Genomic DNA, 21,065 nt, shown 5'->3' with positions numbered 1-21,065 from the left:
AAAACCCGATCCGAATCCAAAAAGGACTGCGGGCCATACCAAAACAAAGCTCTTGGTCCCGGCTTATCCTCCTTTGGACCACTTTTTCAGAAAGTATAGCATGCTCCGGCATTTTCATGTATTAAAAGACTATAAACGATGGCTTCCTCTCTTAAGAGCCTCGCCTTCTGAGCTCTGCGGCGGCGCTTTCGATCTGACTGTCCCCGTCAGAAGCCTCTGCCCCGCTCTCTTCGGGGAGCACGATATCCGCCTCGATCCCCGTCTTATGGATGTTCCGTCCCGAGGGCGTATAGTAAAAATGCGTCGTGAACTCGATCGCGGAGCCATCTGTAAATTTCCGTATCGTCTGAACGATGCCCTTTCCATAGGAACGGCTCCCCATGATGAGAGCTCTCTGATAGTCCTGCAAAGCTCCGGCGAAAAGCTCCGAGGCGGAGGCGGAATTCTGATTTTGCAAAATCACAATGGGAAGCTCGACGGAATGCCCGTCCTTCGCATACCACTCCTTCCCCTTATCGTGCTTGTCTCTCGTATAGACAAGGAGCGTCCTGCCCTCCTGAAAGCCCGCCTTCCCATCGGTGAAGCTCCCAAGATCATCCGGAAGAATGTAGTCGAGAAGTTTCGCCGCGACCTCTACATCACCCCCGGGATTCCCCCGAAGATCGATGATCAGTCCCTTGACAGGCTTCTCGCAGAGGGAATCCAGCGCGGCGAGAAAGTCCTTCTCTCCCTTTTCGTAAAAGGAGGAGAGGGAGAGATATCCGATATCACTGTCCCTTCCCCCGATCCCGAGGCTCTCCAGTGTGCCCGCCTTCACCGCGGGAATATTGACCTCTCCCCTCTCGACCCGAAGAGAAATCGTTTCCTCCCCTCTCTCGATCGTAAGCTCCATGGAGCTTCCCTCCGCTCCGCGGACCAGATTATCCACGATATATCGAAGATTCATGGAACGGATATCAATCCCATCGATTCTTCGGATCACATCCCCTCTCAAAAGTCCCGCTCTCTCCGCCGGTGAACCGGGGTAAACCGTCTCCACCGTGCATATATTCGTCTCCGGGTCCTGCTGCACCGCCGCGCCGATCCCCTGATAGACACCTCTGTGCATGCTCTGATCCTCCGAGAGCTCCTCCTTCGTATAGTAAAAGGCATAGGGATCCTCCGAGCGGAGACTGTTCACAAGCCCCTTGTAGATCCCCTCCTCCGCCTTTTCGCTGTCCTCCTGGTATAGATAATCCCGCTCGATATACTCCTGTAATTTCGAGAGCTTCCGCTTCACTCTCCCCATGTCGAGCTTCCCGCTCTCCGCTTCCGCGCCGCTCGCCGTCTTTCCCGAAAAGGAAGAAAAGGGAAGAGACGCTCGGCTTAGCTGATATCCTCCGAGGCAGAGCCCCAATGTAAAAAGCGCTCCCAGCATGCTTCCCCGGAGGAAGCCCGCCCGATAGCCCCTGTCAGCCTTTGCTCCCGAGGGAGAGCATTCTGCCCTCTCCTCCCCTTTTTCCTCCTGATTCTGCTCTTTTCCCATAGAATCTCTCTCCCGCTCCGCTGCCCGGCCGATATCCCTTCCTGTATCCTTCCCGCCTGATCTCAAATTCCTGTCGTATTATCGCATCGCCCCGGCTCCTCCGTCCATCGAGGCCTCCGCTCCGACTGCCAAAGCCAGGGTGAAAAGCGAGCATGAAAGAGCGGATCGCCAAGCGCCCGGGCAATGGATAGACCGCCTTCGACAGAGGGATTAAGAGGGAAGACAGGGAAAAGCCGCAGAATCCCGCGCTTTCCAAGGATGCGAAGACCCGCGCAGACGATGGATCCGGGAGAGGGAGGGGCGGGCAGCAATCGCTGTCCGCCCCTCCCTCTTTTAAGCACAGCTCCCTCTAATAGTCCACGGTCTCCATATATTTCATATACTTCACGACCATGAGCGCGATCTTAAACGTGATCGCATCGTCAAAGACCCGAAGGTCCAGTCCGGTGGATCTCTCCAGCTTGTCCAGCCGGTAGACGAGGGTATTTCTGTGAATATAGAGCTGACGGGAGGTCTCCGAGACGTTCAGATTGTTCTCAAAGAATTTATTGATTGTCGCGAGGGTCTCCTCATCGAACTCATCCGGCGAAACCTCGGTGAAGATCTCCCGGATAAACATCTTGCAGAGCGGAATCGGGAGCTGATAGATGAGTCTTCCGATCCCGAGGGCATTATAGGCGATGATATCCTTATCGACGTAAAAGATCTTCCCGACCTCGAGCGCCATCTTCGCCTCTTTATAGGAGCGGGAGACCTCCTTGATCTCATTCACGATCGTTCCATAGGAGATCTTTACCTGCACCATGGCCTCGGTATTCATCATATCCAGCATGGTCTCCGCGACCCTCTGGATCTCCTCATAGCCCTCGTTGGGCTTTAACTCCTTCACGACGATGACATTCTTTTCGTCCACCGCCGTCACAAAATCCTTGCTCCGCGATGCAAAGAGCGTCTTCAGGGCCTCCTGCGCGCCGCTGTCCGTTCCGTTCTTCGTCTCGACGAGATAAACGATGCGGCGCACGCCGACATCGATATGAAGCTTTTTCGCCCGGTTATAGATATCCACCAGGAGGAGATTGTCGAGGAGGAGGTTCTTCACGAAATTGTCCTTGTCGAACTTCTCCTTATAGGCCACGAGCAGGGTCTGGATCTGAAAAGCTGCCAGCTTTCCGACCATATAGACATCGTCCGTGTCTCCCCGCGCGATCAATACATACTCCAGCTGATGCTCATCAAAGATCTTGAAAAACTGAAATCCCCCCGCCGCCTGAGAATCCGCCTGAGAGTTTGCGAAGGAGACGACCATATCGCTGATCTCCCTCTCCTCCGAAAAGGTCGTGGCCAGCACCTTGCCGTCGATATCGGCGATCCCGATATCCACCCTGGCGATTCCCTTCAGGGAGTCGATCGTACTTTGTAATACCTGATTTGAAATCATTTGCTCTCCATTCTCTAAGGAAACACTGCTTTGCCTTCACGATGCACCTTTTTCTATCATAATCATCTTTCCGGGATATTTCAAGCTTCCACGAAAAAAAAGCGGCGCAATCACCGGAATACGCCGCTGCTCTCTCTCCTCTTTTGGACTAAGTGTATAAGTCAGGCCCGGAGAGGGGAAAATTCCCTCCCCGGGCCGCTGAGATATCTGTCGATCAGGCACTCAGTTTGTGATCGTCTCCTCCGTCTCCTTATCGAAGATGTGGATCTTGTTCTCGTCGATCGCAAACTTCACGGTATCGCCGGTACGGGCCTTGGTCTTCGGGTTCACCCTCGCAGTCCAGGAGGCATCTCCCAGATCGAAGTAGAGGAGGGTCTCCGCGCCGAGCATCTCATAGACTCTGATCTCCGCGGAGATGAGTGACTTCGCATGATTTCGGAGGGCCTCCTCATCATCGTGAAGATCCTCCGGACGGATGCCGAGCGTCACGGTACGTCCGATATATCCCTTCTCCTTCAGCGCCTTCGCCTTCTTCTCATTCAGTGCGATCTCATGTCCGGCAAAGCCAAGATGCAGCTCTCCGTTCACCTCCGTGCATTCCGCATCAATCATATTCATCTGCGGAGAGCCGATGAAGCCGGCGACAAACTTATTGCAGGGCGTGTCGTAGAGATTCTCCGGCGTATCCACCTGCTGGATGATGCCGTCCTTCAGGACGACGATCCTCGTTCCCAGCGTCATAGCCTCTGTCTGATCATGCGTGACATAAATGATGGTCGTCTCCAGCGACTTATGAAGCTTTGCGATCTCTACCCGCATCTGTGCGCGAAGCTTCGCGTCCAGGTTGGAGAGCGGCTCGTCCATGAGGAACACCTTCGGCCTTCTCACAATGGCACGGCCCATCGCGACTCTCTGTCTCTGTCCTCCGGAGAGAGCCTTCGGCTTTCTGTCCAGAAGATGCTCGAGATCGAGGATCCTGGCCGCCTCATGCACCTTCTTGTCGATCTCATCCTTCGGCACCTTCCGAAGCTTGAGCCCGAAGGCCATGTTGTCATAGACAGACATATGAGGATAGAGGGCATAGTTCTGGAAGACCATGGCGATATCCCGATCCTTCGGCTCCACATCGTTCATGCGCTTCCCATCGATGAAGAGGTCGCCGGAGCTGATATCCTCAAGTCCCGCCACCATGCGGAGGGTCGTTGACTTTCCGCAGCCGGAAGGACCGACAAAAATGATAAATTCCTTGTCCTCAATCTCCAGGTTGAAATCCTTTACGGCGACGAAGCCGTTCGGATACTTCTTCACAACGTTCTTCAGCTGTACACTGGCCATGCCATTCTTCTCCTTCTTCTGCCTGCCGCCCTGTCCGAAAGGCCTGCCGCGCCTGACCGGGGGCTTTATTCCGGCGTTTTGCCTCTAGCTGTTCCCTGTCGGATCGGAAATCCCTCCGTCCTCCATTGGCTCATATTCTATACCGGAAGCGGAAAAGACGCTATGGGGACTTCTCCCGAAAAAAAAAACGGAATTTCGGCATCTTGCGAAGCGCTTCCCGCTCTCTTTGGCAAACCCCACAAAAAGCCCCGGGATTTTTTGTTCTTCTCTCGATGGAAAGATCTCGCCGGAATTCATCCCGCCCATTTTCACGAAGCTTCCCGCGTTTTGCCATAAGTCTCTCTTATCCGGATCCGGAATCAGACCGACAAAACAGCAGGGAGGTGGTCCGAGCTGCAAATGCCCGCTATGGACCGCCAGGGCGGAGCAGAAGGAAAAGAAGGTGGCCCGGCCGTGGAGGCAGCGAATCAGTATCTGCAGAAGATGGCGGTCTTTGTGATTTTAACTCTCTCCTCCTTCAGGAGCTTTCCGATGGCCCTCTTAAAAGCGGCCTTGGAGAGCCCGAAGTCTCGGGCGATTCTCTCCGGATCCGCTTCCTTGTCCGTATAGGGGAGCTGCCCGGAAAATTTGCTCTCCAGGATGTGAAGAACCTTCTCCGCATCCTTCTCATAGTGGTAGCGTTTCCGTTCTTCCTCCTCGATATGCCTCGCGTCCTCCCGCTTTTTCGTATACGTGCTTGCGGCGAGGCGGCCCGAATGATCGACGTAGAGGTAGACCTCGACCTCCTGTCCCTTCTTCAGCTCATAGCGCATCTCCCGGTGCGGAATCAGGACCTCCTTTTCCAGCCCTATACTTACGAAAGCGCCGATCGGGGTGATATCCGAGACCCTGACCCTCGCAACCTCCCCCACCTCCATGAGCGGGGTCTCCGTCGTTGCAATGAGTCGATCCCTGGAATCCCGGTAAACAAATACCGAGAGCTCGTCTCCGAGCTTCTTTCCCGCGGGAAGCTGACGAATGGGAAGGAGCACGCTCTCTCCCTCCGAGTCCTCCAGATAGACTCCGAAATCCTTCTCTCGCCCGATCCTAAGCTTCTGGGTCTTCCCCAATTTCAACATTGCAAAATACCTCCCCCTCCGGATTTTGAATACTGACGATCCGCTTCCCATCCCGCTCTCCGTATCGGGCGCAAAGCAGATCCCCAAAACGCGCGGCCTTCTGATACTCCGCGCGGATTCTTCCCCGGGAAAAAGCGGGGAAGCCCTCCGGACTGTCCTGCAAAAGCTCCAGAGAAAGCGCGATGTACTGCGCGTTGTTGACATGGTGATTGGAGTCGATCTGCTGCCTCATAACAGGAAAGCTCCCGCCGTCATGAAGCTGATCCGGAAGCAAAATCCTTCGGACAAGCTCCGGAAGATGCAGGACATCCCGCATTTCCCCAAAGGGGGTGAGCACCTCCGCCTTCACCCTGGCGGGACGCATCCGCTCCGTATCCAGAGAAAACCACTCGCTCTCTGCCCTTAGGAGAAAGCACTCCCTCGAATCCTTGATCCAGAAATTCCGATGCGCGAGGATTCCGTGGAAGCTGTGGGGACTTGTCCCGATCGTAATGCTCTCATAGAGCTCGGGCAGTCTTAAGATCCGGATATCCCAGGCGCTCAAAAGCCAGCTTCTCCCCTGCTTTCTGAGCTCCTCGACAGAGAGCCCGACATCCTTTAGATGAAAGGTCGAGCAGTCCTGCAGCGCATTGAGCACAGAGAGAAGCGTCATCCTCCCTCTCTCATCCGTCTCGGAATAACGGACCCTCTCCTGAAATTCGTACATTGCCATCCTCCCATTTTCCGCGCCGGGAGAGGGAAAACGCCGCTTAATCCGGCTTTTCCCCCTCCTTCTCCCCGCTCTCCTCCTCCGAGTAGGGATGGTCCAGCGTGATGCTGCAGCAGATCCTCGGATTTTCCTCCCTCATCCGCTCCGAGAGCTCCAGCATCAGCTGATTCTCCTGCTCCTCCCGGATCCCCCACGGGAGCCATAGATCAAAGCGGAGGAAAAGCCTCCGCCCCTCCCCATGGCTGATCCGAAAATCATGGATCCTCGCCCGCGGCTCAAGCTCAGAGAGAAGCTGCAGGGCGATGCCGCGGTAGAACAGAGTTTCATCCCGGTCATCCCTCGGATCCATATGGATCACGAGCCGCACACCGAGCTCTCTCTTCACCCTCCGCTCGATCTGATCCACAAGCTCATGCGTCTCCGCGATGCTGCTCTTCCCGTCGACCTCCACATGAATCGTCCCCATGTACTGCTCCGGACCGTAGTTATGGAGGATCAGATCGTGGCTTCCGTAGATCCCCGGATAGGATTCCACGAGCTCCCTCAGAGCGCGGCAGAGCTCCGCATCCGTCGGCTGGCCGAGGAGAGGCTCCAGCGTCTCTCTCGCGATCCCGATGCCGTTCCAGATCACAAGAAGCGAGACCAAAAGCCCCACATAGGGATCTGCATTGATGTGAAAGAAGCCGTAGATCAGCATGGACAGCAATGCGGAGCCCGTGATCAGAGCGTCCTGAAAGGAGTCCGCCGAGGAGGCGAGGAAGAGGGCGGAATCGATCCGATGCGCGACGCTCCGGTAGTAAAAGCCCATGGCGAGCTTCGCGAGGATGGAAATTCCGAGGATCCAGAGCCAAAGAGGCCGGAAAACAATGAGCTCGGGGTGAAATATCTTTGACACCGCCCCCTCCAGAGATTTCACTCCGACCTCCAGAACCAGGAAGGAAACGACGAAGGCCGCCACATACTCCGCCCTCCCATGTCCGAAGGGATGCCTTTCATCCGCCGCCTTCTCCGAAAGCCTCGCGCTGAAAAGAGAGAGCAGTGAGCTCGCCGCATCCGACAGATTATTGAAGGCGTCCGCTAGGACGGAGACGGAATGCGCCATGAGACCAAGTCCGAGCTTAAACAGAAAAAGGAGCAGGTTGCACAGCATCCCCGCAAAACCTGCTCTCATAACAATTCCAGACCGCTTCGTTTTTCCGTTCATATTTCGCTCCCTCCCCTCCTCGGGGATTCCTCCAGGCTCCGCCGCAATCTCCGCGCCGCCGATCCCGTAAAAAAGCTACGGCTCGGAGAAGCCGTCCAGCTTCGATGTGCAGTGCGGACATCTCACCGCCTTTACAGGAATCATGCTCTTGCAGTACGGACACTCCTTCTCCTTGACCTCCGCCTTCTTTTCTCCGCTCTTTCTGAGACGGTTCACCTGCTTCACCATGATAAAGACAACCATCGCCATGATCAGGAAATTGATCAGTGCTGTGATAAAGGATCCGTAGGCGAGGACAGAGCCCTGCTCCGCGGCCTCCTTAAAGACCTTTGTGGTCTGACCCGCAAGAGGAAGGAACATGTTCTCAAAGTCGATCTTCCCCGTGATGAGAGAGATCAGCGGCATGACGAGATCATCCACCAGATTCTTCACAAGAGCGGTAAAGGCCGATCCGATGATCATACCCACCGCAAGGTCAAGCATATTCCCCTTAAATGCAAATTCTTTGAATTCCTGAAAAAACTTTTTCATTTTTCTCCCCTTCTGCTCAATCCCGCTTTACGCTCCTATCTTTACCGGAACCACTTTATTACAAGTCCCTTCCGATTTCAAGCGGAAATCGCAGAAAGAGTCCGCCCCGCATCTTCAGGAAAGCTCCGTCCTCGCAGCTCTCTCCCCGGACATCAGAGCGCGCAGCGTATTTCCGTGCAGAGCCTCCGTCTGGTAGCGGTCCTTCATGACATAGGCATTGTATATGATATCTAAAAGGAGCAGGATCGGAAGCTGCGGGGAGATGATATTTCCGCCGCTCAGATATCTTCTTGATGCCAGGAGAACGAGCTCATCGCAGTAATCCCGAAAGCGCGGATCGTCCTTACTCGTCATAAGGACCGTGAAGGCCCCCCTCGCGTGCGCCTCCCGGAGAAGGTAGAGAACCGACTCCGTCTCTCCGCTCAGGCTAAAGCCCATAACCATCATGCTTTTATCCAAAAAGACGCTCTGCATCCGGATTCGGTCATCCTCGCACACGGAATCCACATCGACTCCGATCCTCATAAAGCGGATCTCCATCTCCTGCGCCGCCATCCCGGAGCTCCCCTTCCCGCAGACAATGACTCTTTTCTTTTGATAGAGCTGCTTTACGATGCGGTGAATCTGGCCGTCCTCCAGGAGGCTGTGGGTCTTCTCCATAATTTCCCGGTAATTTTCGAAGACCTCCGTCGTGTTCTCAGCTCCCATGAAATCTCTCGCGGCCTGGAAGGATCTTTCATATTGATAGACAAATTCGCGATAGCCCCGGAAACCGCACTTTTTCGCAAAACGGGACAAGGACGCCTCCGAGACATAGAGAGCTCCCGCAATGCGCCGCGCGGAGAGGTCCCCGATCTCCGCATTCTTCAGAAAAAAATCGGCGATATTTTTCTCCACCGGCGTGAAGCTCTCATACTTCACCTCCAGCACCGGCATGATCGATTTCTCCTCTCTCATCACAATGCCTCCTTCCTCCGAAAGCCCGTCTCCCTTTTCCCGGCGGATAAGCCTCAGCCCAGGACCTCTCCGTCCTTTATCACCTTCTCCAGACTGAGCTTTCCGTCCCTTCGGAGCAGCACAAGATTTCCCTTCTTTCCGTCCTCGATGGAGCCGTAGCGATCCTCTACATGGATCGCCCGCGCCGGCTGAATGCTCGCGCAGGCAACGGCGTCCTCCAGGGGGATCCCCATTTGCAGGACCGCGCAGCGCAGACAGTCCATGAGATTGGACACCGAGCCCGCCAGGTTTCCGCTCTCCTTCAAGGTACAGCGGCTCCCCTTCTTCACGACGGTCTGCCCGGTAAAGGGATACTCTCCATCCGGCATCCCCGCCGTCCTGAGACTGTCGCTGATCAATAGAATGCGCTCCTTTCCCAGAAGCCGAAAGGCAGCGCGCACTGCCGCGGGATGGACATGGATTCCATCGCAGATCAGCTCCGCATTCACCCCGGGGCTGTCCGCCGCGGCCCCCACCAGTCCGGGATCTCGGTGGTGGAGCCCCCGCATCGCATTATAGAGATGTACGACATGGGACGCTCCGGCCAAAAAGGCCCTCCGCGCCTCCTCATAGCCCGCATCGGTGTGAGCGAGAGAGAGGATGAGCTTTCCGCGGTTCTCGCGGATGAAGCTCTCAAAATCAGGATTCTCATCCGGAGCGAGTCCGATGATCCGGAGGAGGCCTTCGGAGGCGCGGAGAAAGCGGTCTACCGCCTCGCTGCTGCAGGGAATGATGTATTTCTCGTTCTGCGCCCCCTTCCTCGCATGGCTGATAAAGGGTCCCTCCATATTGAAGCCGACGAGATCCGCCCCCCCCTGCCCGCTTTTCGAGAATTCCGCCCCGAGCTTAAGCACATTCTCAAGCTCCGGAACCGGGAGAGTCATGGTCGCAGGACAGATTGCCGTGATCCCGTTTGCAGCCTCATATTCCGAAATGCGCTTATAGGCCTCCCAGCTCGCATCGCAGATATCATAGCCCATTGCCCCGTGAAAATGAATGTCGAGGAGGCCCGGGATCGCAAAGCAGCCCTCTGCGTCCAAAACCTCCTCTCCCTCTTCTCTCTCCGCCCTCTGTGCGAAATTTCCCTCCCGGATATAGATCTCCCTCTTCTCAAAGACCTGATCCGCTGTATAGACGAAAGCATTTCTGACGATCACTGTCTCCCTCCTCTCGCAGCGCAAAAATGATAATAGGCCCCCAGCATGCCGGCCTCATTTTTGTGCTTCGCCATCCGAAGCTTCGTGTTTTCCGAAAGCATCGGAATCAGATTTTTATCGAGCTCCCTCCGAATGCGGGGATAGAGATAATCCTCCTCCGCCATGATTCCGCCTCCGAGTACAACCACCTCCGGATTCAGGATGTACACAATATTGGAAATCCCTTCCCCGAGGGCAGCGCAGAGCTCATCGAGCGCGAGGATGCAGTCCCGGTCTCCCTTCTTTGCCTCCCGGAAAATTCGCTTTCCGTCCCAGTCCGCGGCGCTCCCTCCCTTTCGCTCCGAAATCCTTTTGCTTAAAATGCTTGCCGCTCCGAGTTCTTCGAAGGAGCTTCCCCGCATATGCATATAGCCGACCTCGCAGGCAGAGCCGGTGAAGCCGCGGAGGATTTTCCCATCGAGAACCGCGGCTCCTCCGATTCCGGTCCCTATCGTAAGGCAGAGCGCACTGGAGCTCCCCTTCGCAGCCCCCGAGCGATATTCGGCGAGGGCCGCGCAGTTGACATCATTTTCGATCTCACAGGGGATTCCGAAGCGTTCCTCCATCGGCTGCTTGAACTCCGTCCCGCTGTAGTCCGGTATCGTCGGACCGGCGCAGACGATCCTTCCCCGCCGGATATCCACGATGCCCGCGGAGGAGATGGCAATCCCGGAAACTTCCTCCCCACAGGAGAGAAGCTCTTCCGTAAGTCCCATGACCCTCTTCTGGATCCAGCCTCTTCCGCGCCCGGATTCTGTCTTTATGATATTTCGAAAGAGGATCCGATCTTCTTCTGACAGCGCATACTTGATCGCCGTCCCTCCGATATCGATGAGAATGTATTTCCCCATAGACGCTGCCTCCGCTCCTTCAAGGCTGCCTTCCCTCACTCCTTAAGGATATGCTGATCAGGAAAGCGGCCGGACGCCGGAATCATTATAGCGGGTGAGGATGCGTTTTGCCAGCTCTCCCGCAAGCGCCCGGTGCGCATCCGGGCTGAGATGCATATAATCATAAGGATACATTTCCACACCGGGAATCGTCCCGGCATCCAGGAAATCCGCCCCGCATAGTTTCGCTGTCCTCTCAAATAAGGGAGCGAGCTCTCTGCTTTTTTCCGCGCAGAGCTCCCCCATTTCTCCGGCCACCGCGCTTTTCTCATAGCGCTTATCGATCGGAGGAGGAGCGATCACCAGGATCTCCGCCTCTCCCCCGCAGAAAGCCTCTTTGCAGGACTGAAGCTTTCGAAGCAGGCGCTCGAGCCCTCTTGCGATATTCTCAGCTGTCGCGCAGAAGCGGGATTTCACATCATTCGTACCAAGCATAAGAATGAAAAGATCGACGGGCTCGTGACTCATCAGGATCGGATGGATACAGCTGATTCCGGAAAGCCCCTCGTACAGAGGATCCTCAAATACGGTCGTCCGCCCGGAAAGTCCCTCCTCTATCACAGAATACCCCTCCCCGAGAAGCTTTGCCAGATGCCCGGGCCAGCGAGTTTCTCTATCGAATCTCCCGCCGGTCCTGGAATCATATCCGTGCGTATTGGAATCTCCGAAGCAGACGATTGTTCTCATTTTTTCTCCTATCCCTTTACGGCTCCCATGGCCAGTCCCTGAACGAATTGCTTTTGCATAAGCCATACCAAAAGGAGGACCGGCAGCAGAGTTATGAGCGAGGTGGCCGCCATAGGGCCCCAGTCCAGTCCCTTATCCGTGATGAAACCGGCCACAGCGACCGGAAGCGTCTTCGCTTTATTGATGCTGAGTATAACAGCAAAGAGGAATTCATTCCATGCCCCTACAAATGCCAGTATTCCGGCCGCCACCAGACCCGATTTCGTCACCGGGAAAACCACGAAGAAGAATCTTTGCAGAAAGCTGCATCCATCGATTTTGGCCGACTCCTCCATCTCTTTGGGAAGCTGCTCGAAGAATCCCATCATAAGCCAGATCACAAGAGGCAGATTAAAGCTTGTATTCATAATCACAAGCGCAGTCAGCGTATCGATCAAATGGAGACGGCGCATCACAAGATAAACCGGAATCGCGGTGGCGATGGCAGGATACATCTTCTGCACCATAAACCATATTCCGAAGGCCCCTCTCACATAGCGGTGAAACTGCCCCCGGACCACGGAGTAGGCGGCCATGGAGCCAAAGATCAGAGAAATCGCGCTCGACAGCAGGGCGACGAAAAAAGAGTTAAAGAACTGGCGCCCCAGACCATTCATGGCAAATACGTTCCGGAAACTCTCCAGCGTAAATCTTTTGGGCAAAAGCACCGGCGGAAATGCCAGATAATCCGCCTTGAATTTGAAAGCACTGATCGTGAGCCAATAGAGAGGGAAAAGAATGCTCAGCATTAGAAGCGACACCGCGAAAAACCGAAACGGCCTCCCGGCAAAATTTCCGATCACATCATCAATGATCGATCTTTCTCTTGCTCTGTGCCTCATACCAAGGACCTCCTCAGCCTCAGGAAAAAGATTGTGACAAGGCTCATAAAGAGGACGAAGACAACGGCGAGCGCCGCCGTATAGCCCGCGTCGAAAAATTTCAGTCCCTGCTTGTAAATATAGTTGGGAAGCATCTCCGTCGCATTTCCCGGCCCTCCATTGGTCATGGTATAGACGGTGTCAAATACCTTGAACGCATCCACGAAGCGAAGCATCAGAACAATGAGTAAAAGAGGAGAAAGGATCGGAAAAACAATCTTTCGAAAAATCTGGAAATTCCCGGCCCCGTCCACGCGGGCTGCCTCCAGGCAGTCCTGCGGGAGGGATTTCAGTCCGGCTGCGCAGATGATGGAAACCCAGGGTACAAGCTGCCATACATTGACGAAAATGACCGCCGGCATGGCATAGCGGGGATTGCTGAGCCAGTTAATACTCTGTAGCCCGATCCCGCTCATAAAATAATTGATCACCCCGCTTGTGCCGTCCAGCATCATCCGCCACAGTGTACCGATCGCCACCGGCGCCATGATCGTGGGGATCAGGAGGATCGATGTGCAGGTACGCGCCCAGAGACGGTCGGAGCACAGCAGCATGGCCGCTGTCAGACCGAATACCATCTCTAAGCCCACGGACAGCAAGGCGAAGAGAATCGTATTAGCAGTGCTGATCTGCAGGTTCCTGTCAGAAAGCATTCGAAGATAATTCCCAAGCCCGATCCATACCGGTCTCGCATTCGGCAGATTGATCTTATAGCGGAAAAAACTGAGATAGGCGGAATACAAGAGCGGAAGGAGGGCTGTAAGGGAAAGAAACAGCATGGTCGGAAGCATAAAGAGCCATGACCATATCCTTTCCGTTCTTCCGCCGGACGCGCTATTACGAATCCTCTTCATACCGTTCCTCCGAATCTCACGCCGATCCCTAGCGATTGTAATTTTTGCTTCCCTCTTCGGGAGGTGCCGCGGCAAGCGCCGCCTCGATATCCTCCTTCATCTTCCCGATGGCGCTGTCCATATCCTCCTGACCGGACAGATATGCGCTGACATTGGTATTCAGACTCGAATCCACCTCCGTAGACGCCGCAATCCTCCACCACATGTTCGCGCTGTCCAAGGCCTCTCGGACTGTATCCATATAGCTTCCCTTGATGCCGTCCTTTTCCCAGAATTCCTTTCTCGGAGAAAGGATTCCATTATTTTTATAAAACTCCTCCTGCTTCTCAAGACTCGTGTACATCTTGATCCATTCCCATGCCAGATCCTTATGCTTGGCCGAAGCCGGTATGGAGCAGTCCCAGGCACTGAGCAGAGTGATTCCGGTCTTGTCTTTGGGGATCGTATCGAGCGCCCACTTTCCGACTACCTTGGATTGATCGGGATCATCCGCGGCCTGGACAAGACCAAGTGTAGGCCAGGTTTCGCATACCGCTGCCTTTCCGTCCAAAAACGCCTGAATGGACTGGTCGGTTCCCCAGTTCAGCCAGTTGGGGTCGCAGTATTTCTGTACCTTCATGAGGTGATCCAGAGCGGACCTCGTCTCGGGGGAGTCAATGCTCACCTTCCAGTTCTCATCCGCCCAGGCCCCTCCCATGGACCAAAGCACATAGTCAAAGACACCTCCCAGCTGCCCCGTGATCCCCGAAATGGAGTCTCCATAAAATCCCTCCTCCGGCTTATTCAGCTCCTCCAGCTGCTTCCTGTAGTCCTCCCAGTTATCTGCGATGCCGTTCGGGAGAAGATCCGTGCGATAGGCGAAAAGCTGCGGCGTACTTGCATTGGGTATACCGTAGTAACTGCCCTGCCACTTCCCGGAATTTGCAAGAACATTATCGATGAAGGCGCTCATATCGAACTGATCCTTGTCAATATATGGCTGAAGCTCTGTCAGATAGGGGGCGAATTCTCCATCCCACTGGCTGGCGACATCGATCACATCGTAGGTCCCGGACTGGCTTGTCAGATCCAGAAGCATCTTCTCGTGCAGCTCCATATACGGCATATCGATAACCTCAACCTTGGCACCGGTTTTCTTCTCGAATTCATCCACCATGGAGCGCGCAGCATCCGCATAGACACCGGACATGTAAAGAACGGTCAGCTTTTCCCCCGCCGCATCCTTTTTCTGATCCGCATCCCCGGACTTCTCTTCCGACTCTTTCCCGCTGTTCTGTGCTCCGCCGCAGCCACTGATCGCAGAAACCGAAAGCGCCGCTGCCGCCAAAATAGAGATCCATCTTTTTTTCATAATGCTCCTCCCTGTAAAGTGAACCATTCCCCCTGAAAACCAAGGTTTCCAGTATTATTCCTCTCCCTTTGGTTTTTGTATCACCAGCTCTGATCGTTTTTGTATCACTGACTTTGATTCTCTGCTTCTGCGGCATCCACGAAGAATCTTCCATCAGCAGCATGAATATACGCGCTGCTTTAGCTCCTCGAAGCTCTGACAGCATTGAGATACATTTCCATTTCAGCCTGCGCCTTATCTATGACTCCGGCGCCTCCCTATGGCTCTGACAGCGCCTCGGCAAAGGCCTTCGTGATAAGCTGCGGTCTCGTGATAATAGAACCGACCACAACAGAAAAGGCCCCGAGCTCGATCACTCTCCTCGCCTTCTGCGGCGTGTCTATATTTCCCTCCGCGATCACCCTGTGAGAAACCCGGGCCAGAATCTCCCGGAGAATCCGGAAATCATCCCGCTCTATGTGATCTCCCGCAGATTGCTCGGTATAGCCCACAAGGGTCGTGCCGATAAAGTCAAAGCCCAGCTCATCGGCATGGACCGCCTCCTCCACCGTCGAGCAGTCCGCCATATAAAGCTGCTCCGGATAAGTTCTTTTAAGCTCTCTGAAAAAATCATCCAGCGTGACCCCACCCGGTCTCAGCCGCTCCGTGGCATCCACTGCGATGATTTCAGGTCCCGCCTCCATCAGCTCCTCTACCTCCCTCATCGTGGGAGTGATATAGATCTCGCTGTCCTCATAATCTCTTTTTACGATTCCGATCAGCGGCAGATCTACCCTGGATCGAATCTCCAGTATATCCTCCTTTGTATTTGCGCGGATTCCGGCCGCTCCCCCCATCTTCGCCGCAAGCGCCATCCTCCCCATAATAAAGGATGAGTGCAGGGGCTCCCTGGGAAGCGCCTGACAGGATACGATCAGGCGTCCCTTTAAGCTTTCCACTTTTTGATTCATATGCCGAGGCCTCCTAATATCCCAGAGTATAAGCAGGCGTAATTTTATTTTCAATGATCCGGCGCATTTCAGAAATATCTTCCCCTTTTTTCGAAGTATTGCACGATATCTCATATATTCCATAGGCTTATTTTATCTATTATCCATGAATTTAGAAATGTATTTCAGAAAGGGAAGATTCATTGAAATTTGATCTTGGCTTTGTTAAGATGATTAGGCGCTCAAGGCTGTTTTCGCGCCGCGAAAGCCTGCCCGCATTTTTGCATTATTTTGTCCCGCTGCATGCTGTCTTTCTTCAAAGAGGTGCTGAAATGTTTTCATTAGAAATAACAAAGGATTATCAGGAGCTGAGTGAAAGAGCCGCAGAGCTTGTAGTAAAGCAGCTCAAAAAGAAGGCGAATTCCGTTCTGGGGCTCGCGACCGGCTCCACCCCGCTTGGCTGCTATGAACAGCTGGTCAAGCTTTATAAAGCGGGAGAGCTTGACTTTTCGGGGGTCCACTCCGTGAATCTCGACGAATATCGGGGCCTCGCAGCGGAAGATAAAAACAGCTACCGCCATTTCATGGACGAAAACTTATTCTCTAAAATCAACATAGTGAAAGAGCACACCCACGTTCCGGACGGGATGGAAGAAAACAGGGAGAAAGCCTGCAAGGACTACGACGCAGAGATCCTCTCTGTCGGAGAGATCGATCTCCAGATCCTCGGGCTCGGCCTCGACGGGCACATCGGATTTAACGAGCCCGCGGACTTTTTCTCGAAGGGGACAAACTGCGTAAGGCTGACGGATGAGACGATCGAATCCAATCAGCGCTTCTTCCGATCAAAAGAGGAGGTCCCCCGGGAGGCCTATACCATGGGGATCGGGAGTATCTTCTCTGCAAAAAAAATCCTCCTCCTCGTATCCGGGAAGGCCAAGGCAGGGATTCTCGAAAAAGCTCTCAAGGGTCCGGTCACACCGCGTGTCCCCGCCTCCATCCTTCAGTTCCACAGGGATCTCACTGTCCTCGCAGACGAAGAGGCCGCTTCCGCTCTCTCCTAAGCTCCCTGTTCTGCATCGGTAGAGGAAGAGGCACCTAAAGCGCGCCTCTTCTTAAATTCCGAAAGGGCAGAAGGATCAGAGCAAAAAGATCGAAAAGGAAAAAGCAAAATTTACAATTTATCTCCACCCGCATAGCGGGTGGTTTTTTGCTTCGCAATGCTCCACTTGCTTTGCAAGCGAAGCACATGCTCAGCAGGCTAAAGTCAAAAGCCAAATAAAAAATCCTCGAACTTTCGTCCGAGGTCTTTTTTCTGACAGATCCGGGAATCGAACCCGGGATTCAGCCGTGAGAGGGCTGCGTCTTAGCCGCTTGACCAATCTGCCTTTCCATGTCGCTCTCCCTGCGACCTTCTCATGATAGCAGACGGGAAAAAAGCTGTCAACAGATTTTTTCAAAATCCGAGAAAAAATCCGGATAGGAAATCCCGATGCAGTCACTGCCATGGATCCGGAGAAAGCTTCCCGGCTCTTCCAGCAGGCCGAGAACGGCAAAGCTCATCGCAATCCGATGATCTCCCCGGCTGTCGATCTCCGCTTCCCGAAGGGAGAGCTTCTCTCCCTGCCCCAGGATTCTCATTCCGTCCTCTCTCTCCTCTACGGATACTCCCAGCGCGCGAAGTCCCTCCGCGACCGCAGAGATCCGATCGGATTCCTTCTGTCTGAGATCAGCCGCATCCTTTATGAGTGTCTCCCCCTCCGCGGCGGCTGCGGCAGCGGCAATCACCGGAAGCTCATCGATCAGACGGGGGATGAGAGCGCCGGAGATCGTCGTCCCATGCAGTTTCGAATGCCTGACCCTCAGATCGGAGACCTCTTCTCCCGCGATGATTCTGTTTCTTTCCGAAGAGATATCGCCTCCCATACTCCGATAAACCTCCAAAATCCCGTCCCTTGTGGGATTGGTGCCCACATTCCGAAGAAGAAGCTCTGAGCCTGGAACGATCAGGGCGGCAGTGAGGAAATAAGCGGCGGATGAGATATCGCCCGGGATGAAAAGGGGATTCGGAAAAGAGGCAAGGCGCTCCACCGGGCGCAGACGAATTTCCGTCCTCCCATCGGAAAGAGTGCGGCTCTCGATCGGGACTCCGAGGGAACAGAGCATGCGCTCCGAATGATCTCTGGAGAGTCCCGGCTCGATCACCCTGCTCTCTCCCTCCGCATAAAGCCCTGCGAGAAGGATCGCAGACTTTACCTGTGCGGAGGCCAGCGGAGACTCATAGGAAATCCCGCGGAGCGCCCTCCCATGGATATGAAGCGGCGCCCGGCCATCCCCCCGCTCCGAAAAGATATCCGCTCCCATCTCCGTGAGCGGGCGAATCACACGCCCCATCGGCCTCCGCCTGATACTCTCATCCCCGCTCAGGACGGAATCAAAGCACTGCGCGGAGAGAAGACCGGAGAGAAGACGCATGGTCGTGCCGGAATTCCCGCAGTCGAGGATCCTCTCCGGAGCCCTCAGCCCGCGGAGCCCGACGCCCCGCAGCAAAAGCTCCGGCCCGCTCTCTCCTTCACGGCTCTCGATCGAAACCCCCATCTCCCGGAGACAGCCGATCGTGGAAATGCAGTCCGCCCCATAGAGGAAGCCGCGGATCCTCGTCTCCCCCTCAGTGAGGGCCGACAGCATGAGAGCGCGGTGGGAAATGCTTTTATCCCCGGGGACAGTGAGCTCTCCCCGGAGGGCTCTCCCTTTCCCATAAATTTTCTGATCCATCAGTCAATATACCCCTTCATACGGATATAATCCCTCATAAGAGAAAAGAGCTCATCATAACTGATGCGGGAGGCATTGATCATGAGATCATAATTATCGAGCTTCATCCATTCCTCACCGGTATAGTACCTGTGGTACTCCCTTCTCTCCCGATCGATTTTCCGGATCCGCCTGAGAGACTCCTCCCGGTCCGTCTTGGTATAGTCCATCGCCCTTTGAATCCGGGTCTCCAGATCCGCATAGACGAAAAGAGCCACTCTTTCCCGAAATCCGGCCTCCCGAAGCACATAATTCGCGCATCGCCCGGCGATGATGCAGCTCTCCGCCTCTGCCAGCTCCTCGATCACCTCCGCCTGGAAGCGAAAGAGATTCTCCGGCGTCACGATATGCTCTCCGACGCGGGGCTTCCCGAGCTGCGGCTTCAGCTTATCCACGATTCTGTAGAGAAGATTGGAGCCCGCCTTTTCGTCTGCAAGCCGAAAATACTGCTCCCCGATCGCCGTCTTCTCCGAAGTCAGGCTCAGGATATTCTCATCATAGAAATGAATCCCGAGCTCCTCAGAGAGACGCTTCCCGACGAGCCTTCCCCCGGAGCCAAACTGTCTTCCGATGGTGATGACGAAGTGTTTCTTTATCATGGCTCTTCCCCCCCTCTTCTCTCCTCCCGGCCTCTCTCTCCCCCATCCGCCTCCTCCCGCATAGAGCCTTTGGGAAAGGCAGAGAGAAGAATCCTGTCATTGTTGAATTCCCGGCCGGCATTGCCCGCAAAGCGGTCCAAAAGATCCTGTACCGTCATCCCGGCTCTCTCCTCCCCGGATACATCGAGCACGACAGTGCCCCGGTTCATCATGAGCGTCCGGTTTCCGAGGGAGAGGGCCTGATTCATATTGTGTGTGATCATAAGGCAGCTTATCTTTCTCTCCCGGATAATATTCTCCGTGAGAAGCAGGACCTTCTCCGCCGTTGCGGGATCGAGCGCCGCCGTGTGCTCGTCCAGAAGGAGAAGCTTCGGCGTCACCATCGTCGCCATGAGAAGGGTCAAAGCCTGCCGCTGTCCGCCGGAGAGAAGCCCTACCGGCTGATCCATCCGGTCCTCCAGCCCCATATTGAGGAGGGAAAGCTGCTCCCGGAAGCGCTCCTTTTCTCTTTTCCCCACCCTGCTGAAAAAGGAATAGCGGCTCCCGGAGGCCCGGAGATAGGCGACGGAAAGATTCTCCTCAATGCTCATATGCGGCGCGGTCCCCATAAGGGGATCCTGGAAGAGGCGGCCGATCTCCCGGCTCCTAAGATGCTCCGGACGGAAGGTAATATCCTCCCCGTCGAGCTCGATGAAACCGGAATCTGTGAGGAAGCTCCCCGCGATCGCATTAAAAAGCGTGGACTTCCCCGCCCCGTTTGAGCCGACGATGGCCGCGAAATCCCCGTCGGGAAGGATGAGACTCAGCCTGTCCAGCGCTCTCCTCTCATTGACGGTGCCCGGATAGAAGGTCTTCGAAATGGATTCGATCCTAAGCATGTCCCTCCCCCCTCTCTCTCCGCCTCTCCCGCATGGCTCTCCGCCTCTTTCTCTCAAAAGAGAGAAGCTCCTTCACCCTTGGGGCGGCGATCGCAAATGCGACGATCAGGGCAGAGACCAGCTTGAAGGCCTCGGTCGGAGCCTTCAGGCGAAGCGCGACTGCGATGACCAGACGATAGAGGCAGGAACCGATCACCACGCCCAGGATGCGCATCGTCATCTTCTTCCTCCCAAAGATAGTCTCCCCGATCACAAGGGAGGCCAGCGCGATCGTCACCATGCCGATTCCCAGATTGATGTCGCTGCTCTTATTGTATTGCCCAATCAGGGAACCGGCAAGAGCGGTGAGAGAATTTGCGGCGCAGAGCCCCACAGTAATCGTAAAAGCGGGGTTGATGGAAGACGCGCGCACCATTGCCGGGCTGTCTCCGGTGGCCCGGATGGACAGTCCGAGACGGGTGCTCAGAAAAAGGCGAAGCGCGGAGGCAATCAGGAGAAGCACAAGGGCGAGGAGAATCAGGCTGCTCCAGTCCTGCCAGAACGCGGAGCCGGAGATTCCCTGGAAGAGCGAAAAGATCGTCTCCGTCCCAAAGATGGAAAGATTCGAGGAAAATCCCATCACAGCGAGATTCACAGTATAAAGCCCGGTGTTCACAATGATGCCCGCGAGGATGCTCTCCACGCCGAGACGGGTCTGGAGAAAGGCCGTGACATAGCCGGAGCAGACCCCCGCCAGCATAGCGGCGAAAATTCCCAGGATCGGATGTCCCGCGATCGTGAGAACTGCGCCCACAGCGGATCCCAGAGTATAGCAGCCGTCCGTGGAGAGATCGCAGATATTCAATATACTGTAGCTCATAAAAAGGGAAAGCGCTACCAGGGAATAGATCAGCCCGACCTCAAGCGCCGTCCGGATAATCCCCGCCGTCAGAAATGCCGTCACTTCGTCTCCTCTCTATCGGAAGCATACTCCGGGTCCGCGAAAATTTCCTGTCCGTTCCTCTATGCTAAGCTCCGATCCGCTTTGAACCAGCTCATAAATCCCATGCCGCTTTGTCCGTCTGCCGCCCCGGCGACTCGGCTTCGCCCGG

Annotated in this window: 20 protein-coding genes and 1 tRNA gene; 1 reads left to right on the top strand and 20 read right to left on the bottom strand. The window is 55.0% G+C overall.

Annotated elements, in window-relative coordinates; all coding sequences use genetic code 11:
- Positions 1-151: 151 nt before the first annotated feature.
- The 15 genes from HMPREF1986_RS09115 to HMPREF1986_RS09040 form a co-directional block, all read right to left on the bottom strand.
- Positions 152-1,525, bottom strand: coding sequence for a S41 family peptidase (locus tag HMPREF1986_RS09115; RefSeq protein WP_021774541.1), 1,374 nt, complete (start codon positions 1,523-1,525; stop codon positions 152-154).
- Between the two features lie 349 nt (positions 1,526-1,874).
- Positions 1,875-2,963: a PucR family transcriptional regulator gene (locus tag HMPREF1986_RS09110; RefSeq protein ID WP_009215004.1), complete on the bottom strand. Its 1,089-nt coding sequence runs from the start codon at positions 2,961-2,963 to the stop codon at positions 1,875-1,877.
- Positions 2,964-3,185: 222 nt separating this feature from the next.
- Positions 3,186-4,298 carry an ABC transporter ATP-binding protein gene (locus HMPREF1986_RS09105; RefSeq protein WP_021774538.1) on the bottom strand — a complete coding sequence of 371 codons (1,113 nt, stop codon included), beginning with the start codon at positions 4,296-4,298 and terminating at the stop codon, positions 3,186-3,188.
- Positions 4,299-4,765: 467 nt separating this feature from the next.
- Positions 4,766-5,416 (bottom strand): S1-like domain-containing RNA-binding protein, encoded by a 651-nt coding sequence (locus HMPREF1986_RS09095; protein ID WP_036600105.1) that lies wholly within the window; start codon positions 5,414-5,416, stop codon positions 4,766-4,768.
- The gene (locus HMPREF1986_RS09090) at positions 5,385-6,122 is read right to left on the bottom strand and encodes an acyl-[acyl-carrier-protein] thioesterase (RefSeq protein ID WP_036600093.1); all 738 of its coding nucleotides are present in this window, start codon (positions 6,120-6,122) and stop codon (positions 5,385-5,387) included. Before HMPREF1986_RS09090 ends, HMPREF1986_RS09095 begins: the two co-directional genes overlap by 32 nt.
- Before the next feature lie 43 nt (positions 6,123-6,165).
- Positions 6,166-7,329 carry a cation diffusion facilitator family transporter gene (locus tag HMPREF1986_RS09085; RefSeq protein WP_021774534.1) on the bottom strand — a complete coding sequence of 388 codons (1,164 nt, stop codon included), beginning with the start codon at positions 7,327-7,329 and terminating at the stop codon, positions 6,166-6,168.
- Positions 7,330-7,404: 75 nt separating this feature from the next.
- On the bottom strand, positions 7,405-7,860 hold the full coding sequence (mscL, locus tag HMPREF1986_RS09080) for a large conductance mechanosensitive channel protein MscL (RefSeq protein ID WP_021774533.1): 456 nt from the start codon (positions 7,858-7,860) through the stop codon (positions 7,405-7,407).
- Between the two features lie 114 nt (positions 7,861-7,974).
- Entirely contained in the window at positions 7,975-8,817 is an 843-nt protein-coding gene (locus tag HMPREF1986_RS09075; protein WP_021774532.1) for a MurR/RpiR family transcriptional regulator, read from the bottom strand.
- A 53-nt stretch (positions 8,818-8,870) separates the two neighbouring features.
- Complete coding sequence (gene nagA, locus HMPREF1986_RS09070; RefSeq protein ID WP_021774531.1) at positions 8,871-10,013, bottom strand: N-acetylglucosamine-6-phosphate deacetylase; 1,143 nt, start codon at positions 10,011-10,013, stop codon at positions 8,871-8,873.
- Positions 10,010-10,903 (bottom strand): ROK family protein, encoded by an 894-nt coding sequence (locus tag HMPREF1986_RS09065; RefSeq protein ID WP_036600088.1) that lies wholly within the window; start codon positions 10,901-10,903, stop codon positions 10,010-10,012. Before HMPREF1986_RS09065 ends, nagA begins: the two co-directional genes overlap by 4 nt.
- A gap of 57 nt (positions 10,904-10,960) precedes the next feature.
- Entirely contained in the window at positions 10,961-11,629 is a 669-nt protein-coding gene (locus tag HMPREF1986_RS09060; protein ID WP_021774529.1) for an SGNH/GDSL hydrolase family protein, read from the bottom strand.
- An 8-nt stretch (positions 11,630-11,637) separates the two neighbouring features.
- The gene (locus HMPREF1986_RS09055) at positions 11,638-12,510 is read right to left on the bottom strand and encodes a carbohydrate ABC transporter permease (RefSeq protein WP_021774528.1); all 873 of its coding nucleotides are present in this window, start codon (positions 12,508-12,510) and stop codon (positions 11,638-11,640) included.
- Positions 12,507-13,403 (bottom strand): carbohydrate ABC transporter permease, encoded by an 897-nt coding sequence (locus HMPREF1986_RS09050; protein ID WP_021774527.1) that lies wholly within the window; start codon positions 13,401-13,403, stop codon positions 12,507-12,509. The genes HMPREF1986_RS09055 and HMPREF1986_RS09050 overlap by 4 nt, the downstream gene beginning before the upstream one ends.
- Before the next feature lie 28 nt (positions 13,404-13,431).
- Complete coding sequence (locus tag HMPREF1986_RS09045; RefSeq protein WP_036600085.1) at positions 13,432-14,754, bottom strand: ABC transporter substrate-binding protein; 1,323 nt, start codon at positions 14,752-14,754, stop codon at positions 13,432-13,434.
- A 257-nt stretch (positions 14,755-15,011) separates the two neighbouring features.
- Positions 15,012-15,704, bottom strand: a complete 693-nt coding sequence (locus HMPREF1986_RS09040; RefSeq protein WP_036600083.1) for an N-acetylmannosamine-6-phosphate 2-epimerase — start codon at positions 15,702-15,704, stop codon at positions 15,012-15,014.
- Between the two features lie 311 nt (positions 15,705-16,015).
- On the opposite strand from HMPREF1986_RS09040, the gene nagB reads away from it, so the two are divergent.
- A complete protein-coding gene (nagB, locus tag HMPREF1986_RS09035; protein ID WP_036600081.1) occupies positions 16,016-16,747 on the top strand; it encodes a glucosamine-6-phosphate deaminase in 732 nt (243 codons plus the stop codon).
- A gap of 252 nt (positions 16,748-16,999) precedes the next feature.
- Here the strand turns inward: nagB and HMPREF1986_RS09030 are convergent.
- From HMPREF1986_RS09030 to HMPREF1986_RS09010, 5 genes are all read right to left on the bottom strand, one after another.
- Positions 17,000-17,071, bottom strand: a tRNA-Glu gene (locus HMPREF1986_RS09030).
- 55 nt (positions 17,072-17,126) lie between these two features.
- Positions 17,127-18,458 carry a 3-phosphoshikimate 1-carboxyvinyltransferase gene (aroA, locus tag HMPREF1986_RS09025; protein WP_021774522.1) on the bottom strand — a complete coding sequence of 444 codons (1,332 nt, stop codon included), beginning with the start codon at positions 18,456-18,458 and terminating at the stop codon, positions 17,127-17,129.
- The gene (locus HMPREF1986_RS09020) at positions 18,458-19,096 is read right to left on the bottom strand and encodes a cytidylate kinase-like family protein (protein ID WP_021774521.1); all 639 of its coding nucleotides are present in this window, start codon (positions 19,094-19,096) and stop codon (positions 18,458-18,460) included. Before HMPREF1986_RS09020 ends, aroA begins: the two co-directional genes overlap by 1 nt.
- Entirely contained in the window at positions 19,093-19,974 is an 882-nt protein-coding gene (locus HMPREF1986_RS09015; RefSeq protein ID WP_021774520.1) for an ABC transporter ATP-binding protein, read from the bottom strand. Before HMPREF1986_RS09015 ends, HMPREF1986_RS09020 begins: the two co-directional genes overlap by 4 nt.
- Complete coding sequence (locus HMPREF1986_RS09010; protein WP_021774519.1) at positions 19,967-20,917, bottom strand: ABC transporter permease; 951 nt, start codon at positions 20,915-20,917, stop codon at positions 19,967-19,969. The genes HMPREF1986_RS09015 and HMPREF1986_RS09010 overlap by 8 nt, the downstream gene beginning before the upstream one ends.
- Positions 20,918-21,065: the final 148 nt, after the last annotated feature.

The sequence above is a fragment of the Oribacterium sp. oral taxon 078 str. F0263 genome (assembly GCF_000469565.1).
Classification (GTDB): Bacteria; Bacillota; Clostridia; order Lachnospirales; family Lachnospiraceae; genus Oribacterium.
Note: the sequence above shows the minus strand (reverse complement) of the source record. Positions and strands in the feature narration are given on the sequence as shown.

Coding starts and splice junctions, on each gene's coding strand:
- HMPREF1986_RS09015 (WP_021774520.1), bottom strand. CDS start 19,974: ATGCTTAGGATCGAATCCATTTCGAAGACCTTCTATCCGGGCACCGTC.
- HMPREF1986_RS09020 (WP_021774521.1), bottom strand. CDS start 19,096: ATGATAAAGAAACACTTCGTCATCACCATCGGAAGACAGTTTGGCTCC.
- HMPREF1986_RS09105 (WP_021774538.1), bottom strand. CDS start 4,298: ATGGCCAGTGTACAGCTGAAGAACGTTGTGAAGAAGTATCCGAACGGC.
- nagB (WP_036600081.1), top strand. CDS start 16,016: ATGTTTTCATTAGAAATAACAAAGGATTATCAGGAGCTGAGTGAAAGA.
- HMPREF1986_RS09085 (WP_021774534.1), bottom strand. CDS start 7,329: ATGAACGGAAAAACGAAGCGGTCTGGAATTGTTATGAGAGCAGGTTTT.
- HMPREF1986_RS09075 (WP_021774532.1), bottom strand. CDS start 8,817: ATGAGAGAGGAGAAATCGATCATGCCGGTGCTGGAGGTGAAGTATGAG.
- aroA (WP_021774522.1), bottom strand. CDS start 18,458: ATGGATCAGAAAATTTATGGGAAAGGGAGAGCCCTCCGGGGAGAGCTC.
- HMPREF1986_RS09050 (WP_021774527.1), bottom strand. CDS start 13,403: ATGAAGAGGATTCGTAATAGCGCGTCCGGCGGAAGAACGGAAAGGATA.
- HMPREF1986_RS09090 (WP_036600093.1), bottom strand. CDS start 6,122: ATGTACGAATTTCAGGAGAGGGTCCGTTATTCCGAGACGGATGAGAGA.
- HMPREF1986_RS09095 (WP_036600105.1), bottom strand. CDS start 5,416: ATGTTGAAATTGGGGAAGACCCAGAAGCTTAGGATCGGGCGAGAGAAG.
- HMPREF1986_RS09065 (WP_036600088.1), bottom strand. CDS start 10,903: ATGGGGAAATACATTCTCATCGATATCGGAGGGACGGCGATCAAGTAT.
- HMPREF1986_RS09060 (WP_021774529.1), bottom strand. CDS start 11,629: ATGAGAACAATCGTCTGCTTCGGAGATTCCAATACGCACGGATATGAT.
- HMPREF1986_RS09110 (WP_009215004.1), bottom strand. CDS start 2,963: ATGATTTCAAATCAGGTATTACAAAGTACGATCGACTCCCTGAAGGGA.
- HMPREF1986_RS09040 (WP_036600083.1), bottom strand. CDS start 15,704: ATGAATCAAAAAGTGGAAAGCTTAAAGGGACGCCTGATCGTATCCTGT.
- mscL (WP_021774533.1), bottom strand. CDS start 7,860: ATGAAAAAGTTTTTTCAGGAATTCAAAGAATTTGCATTTAAGGGGAAT.
- HMPREF1986_RS09045 (WP_036600085.1), bottom strand. CDS start 14,754: ATGAAAAAAAGATGGATCTCTATTTTGGCGGCAGCGGCGCTTTCGGTT.
- HMPREF1986_RS09115 (WP_021774541.1), bottom strand. CDS start 1,525: ATGGGAAAAGAGCAGAATCAGGAGGAAAAAGGGGAGGAGAGGGCAGAA.
- HMPREF1986_RS09055 (WP_021774528.1), bottom strand. CDS start 12,510: ATGAGGCACAGAGCAAGAGAAAGATCGATCATTGATGATGTGATCGGA.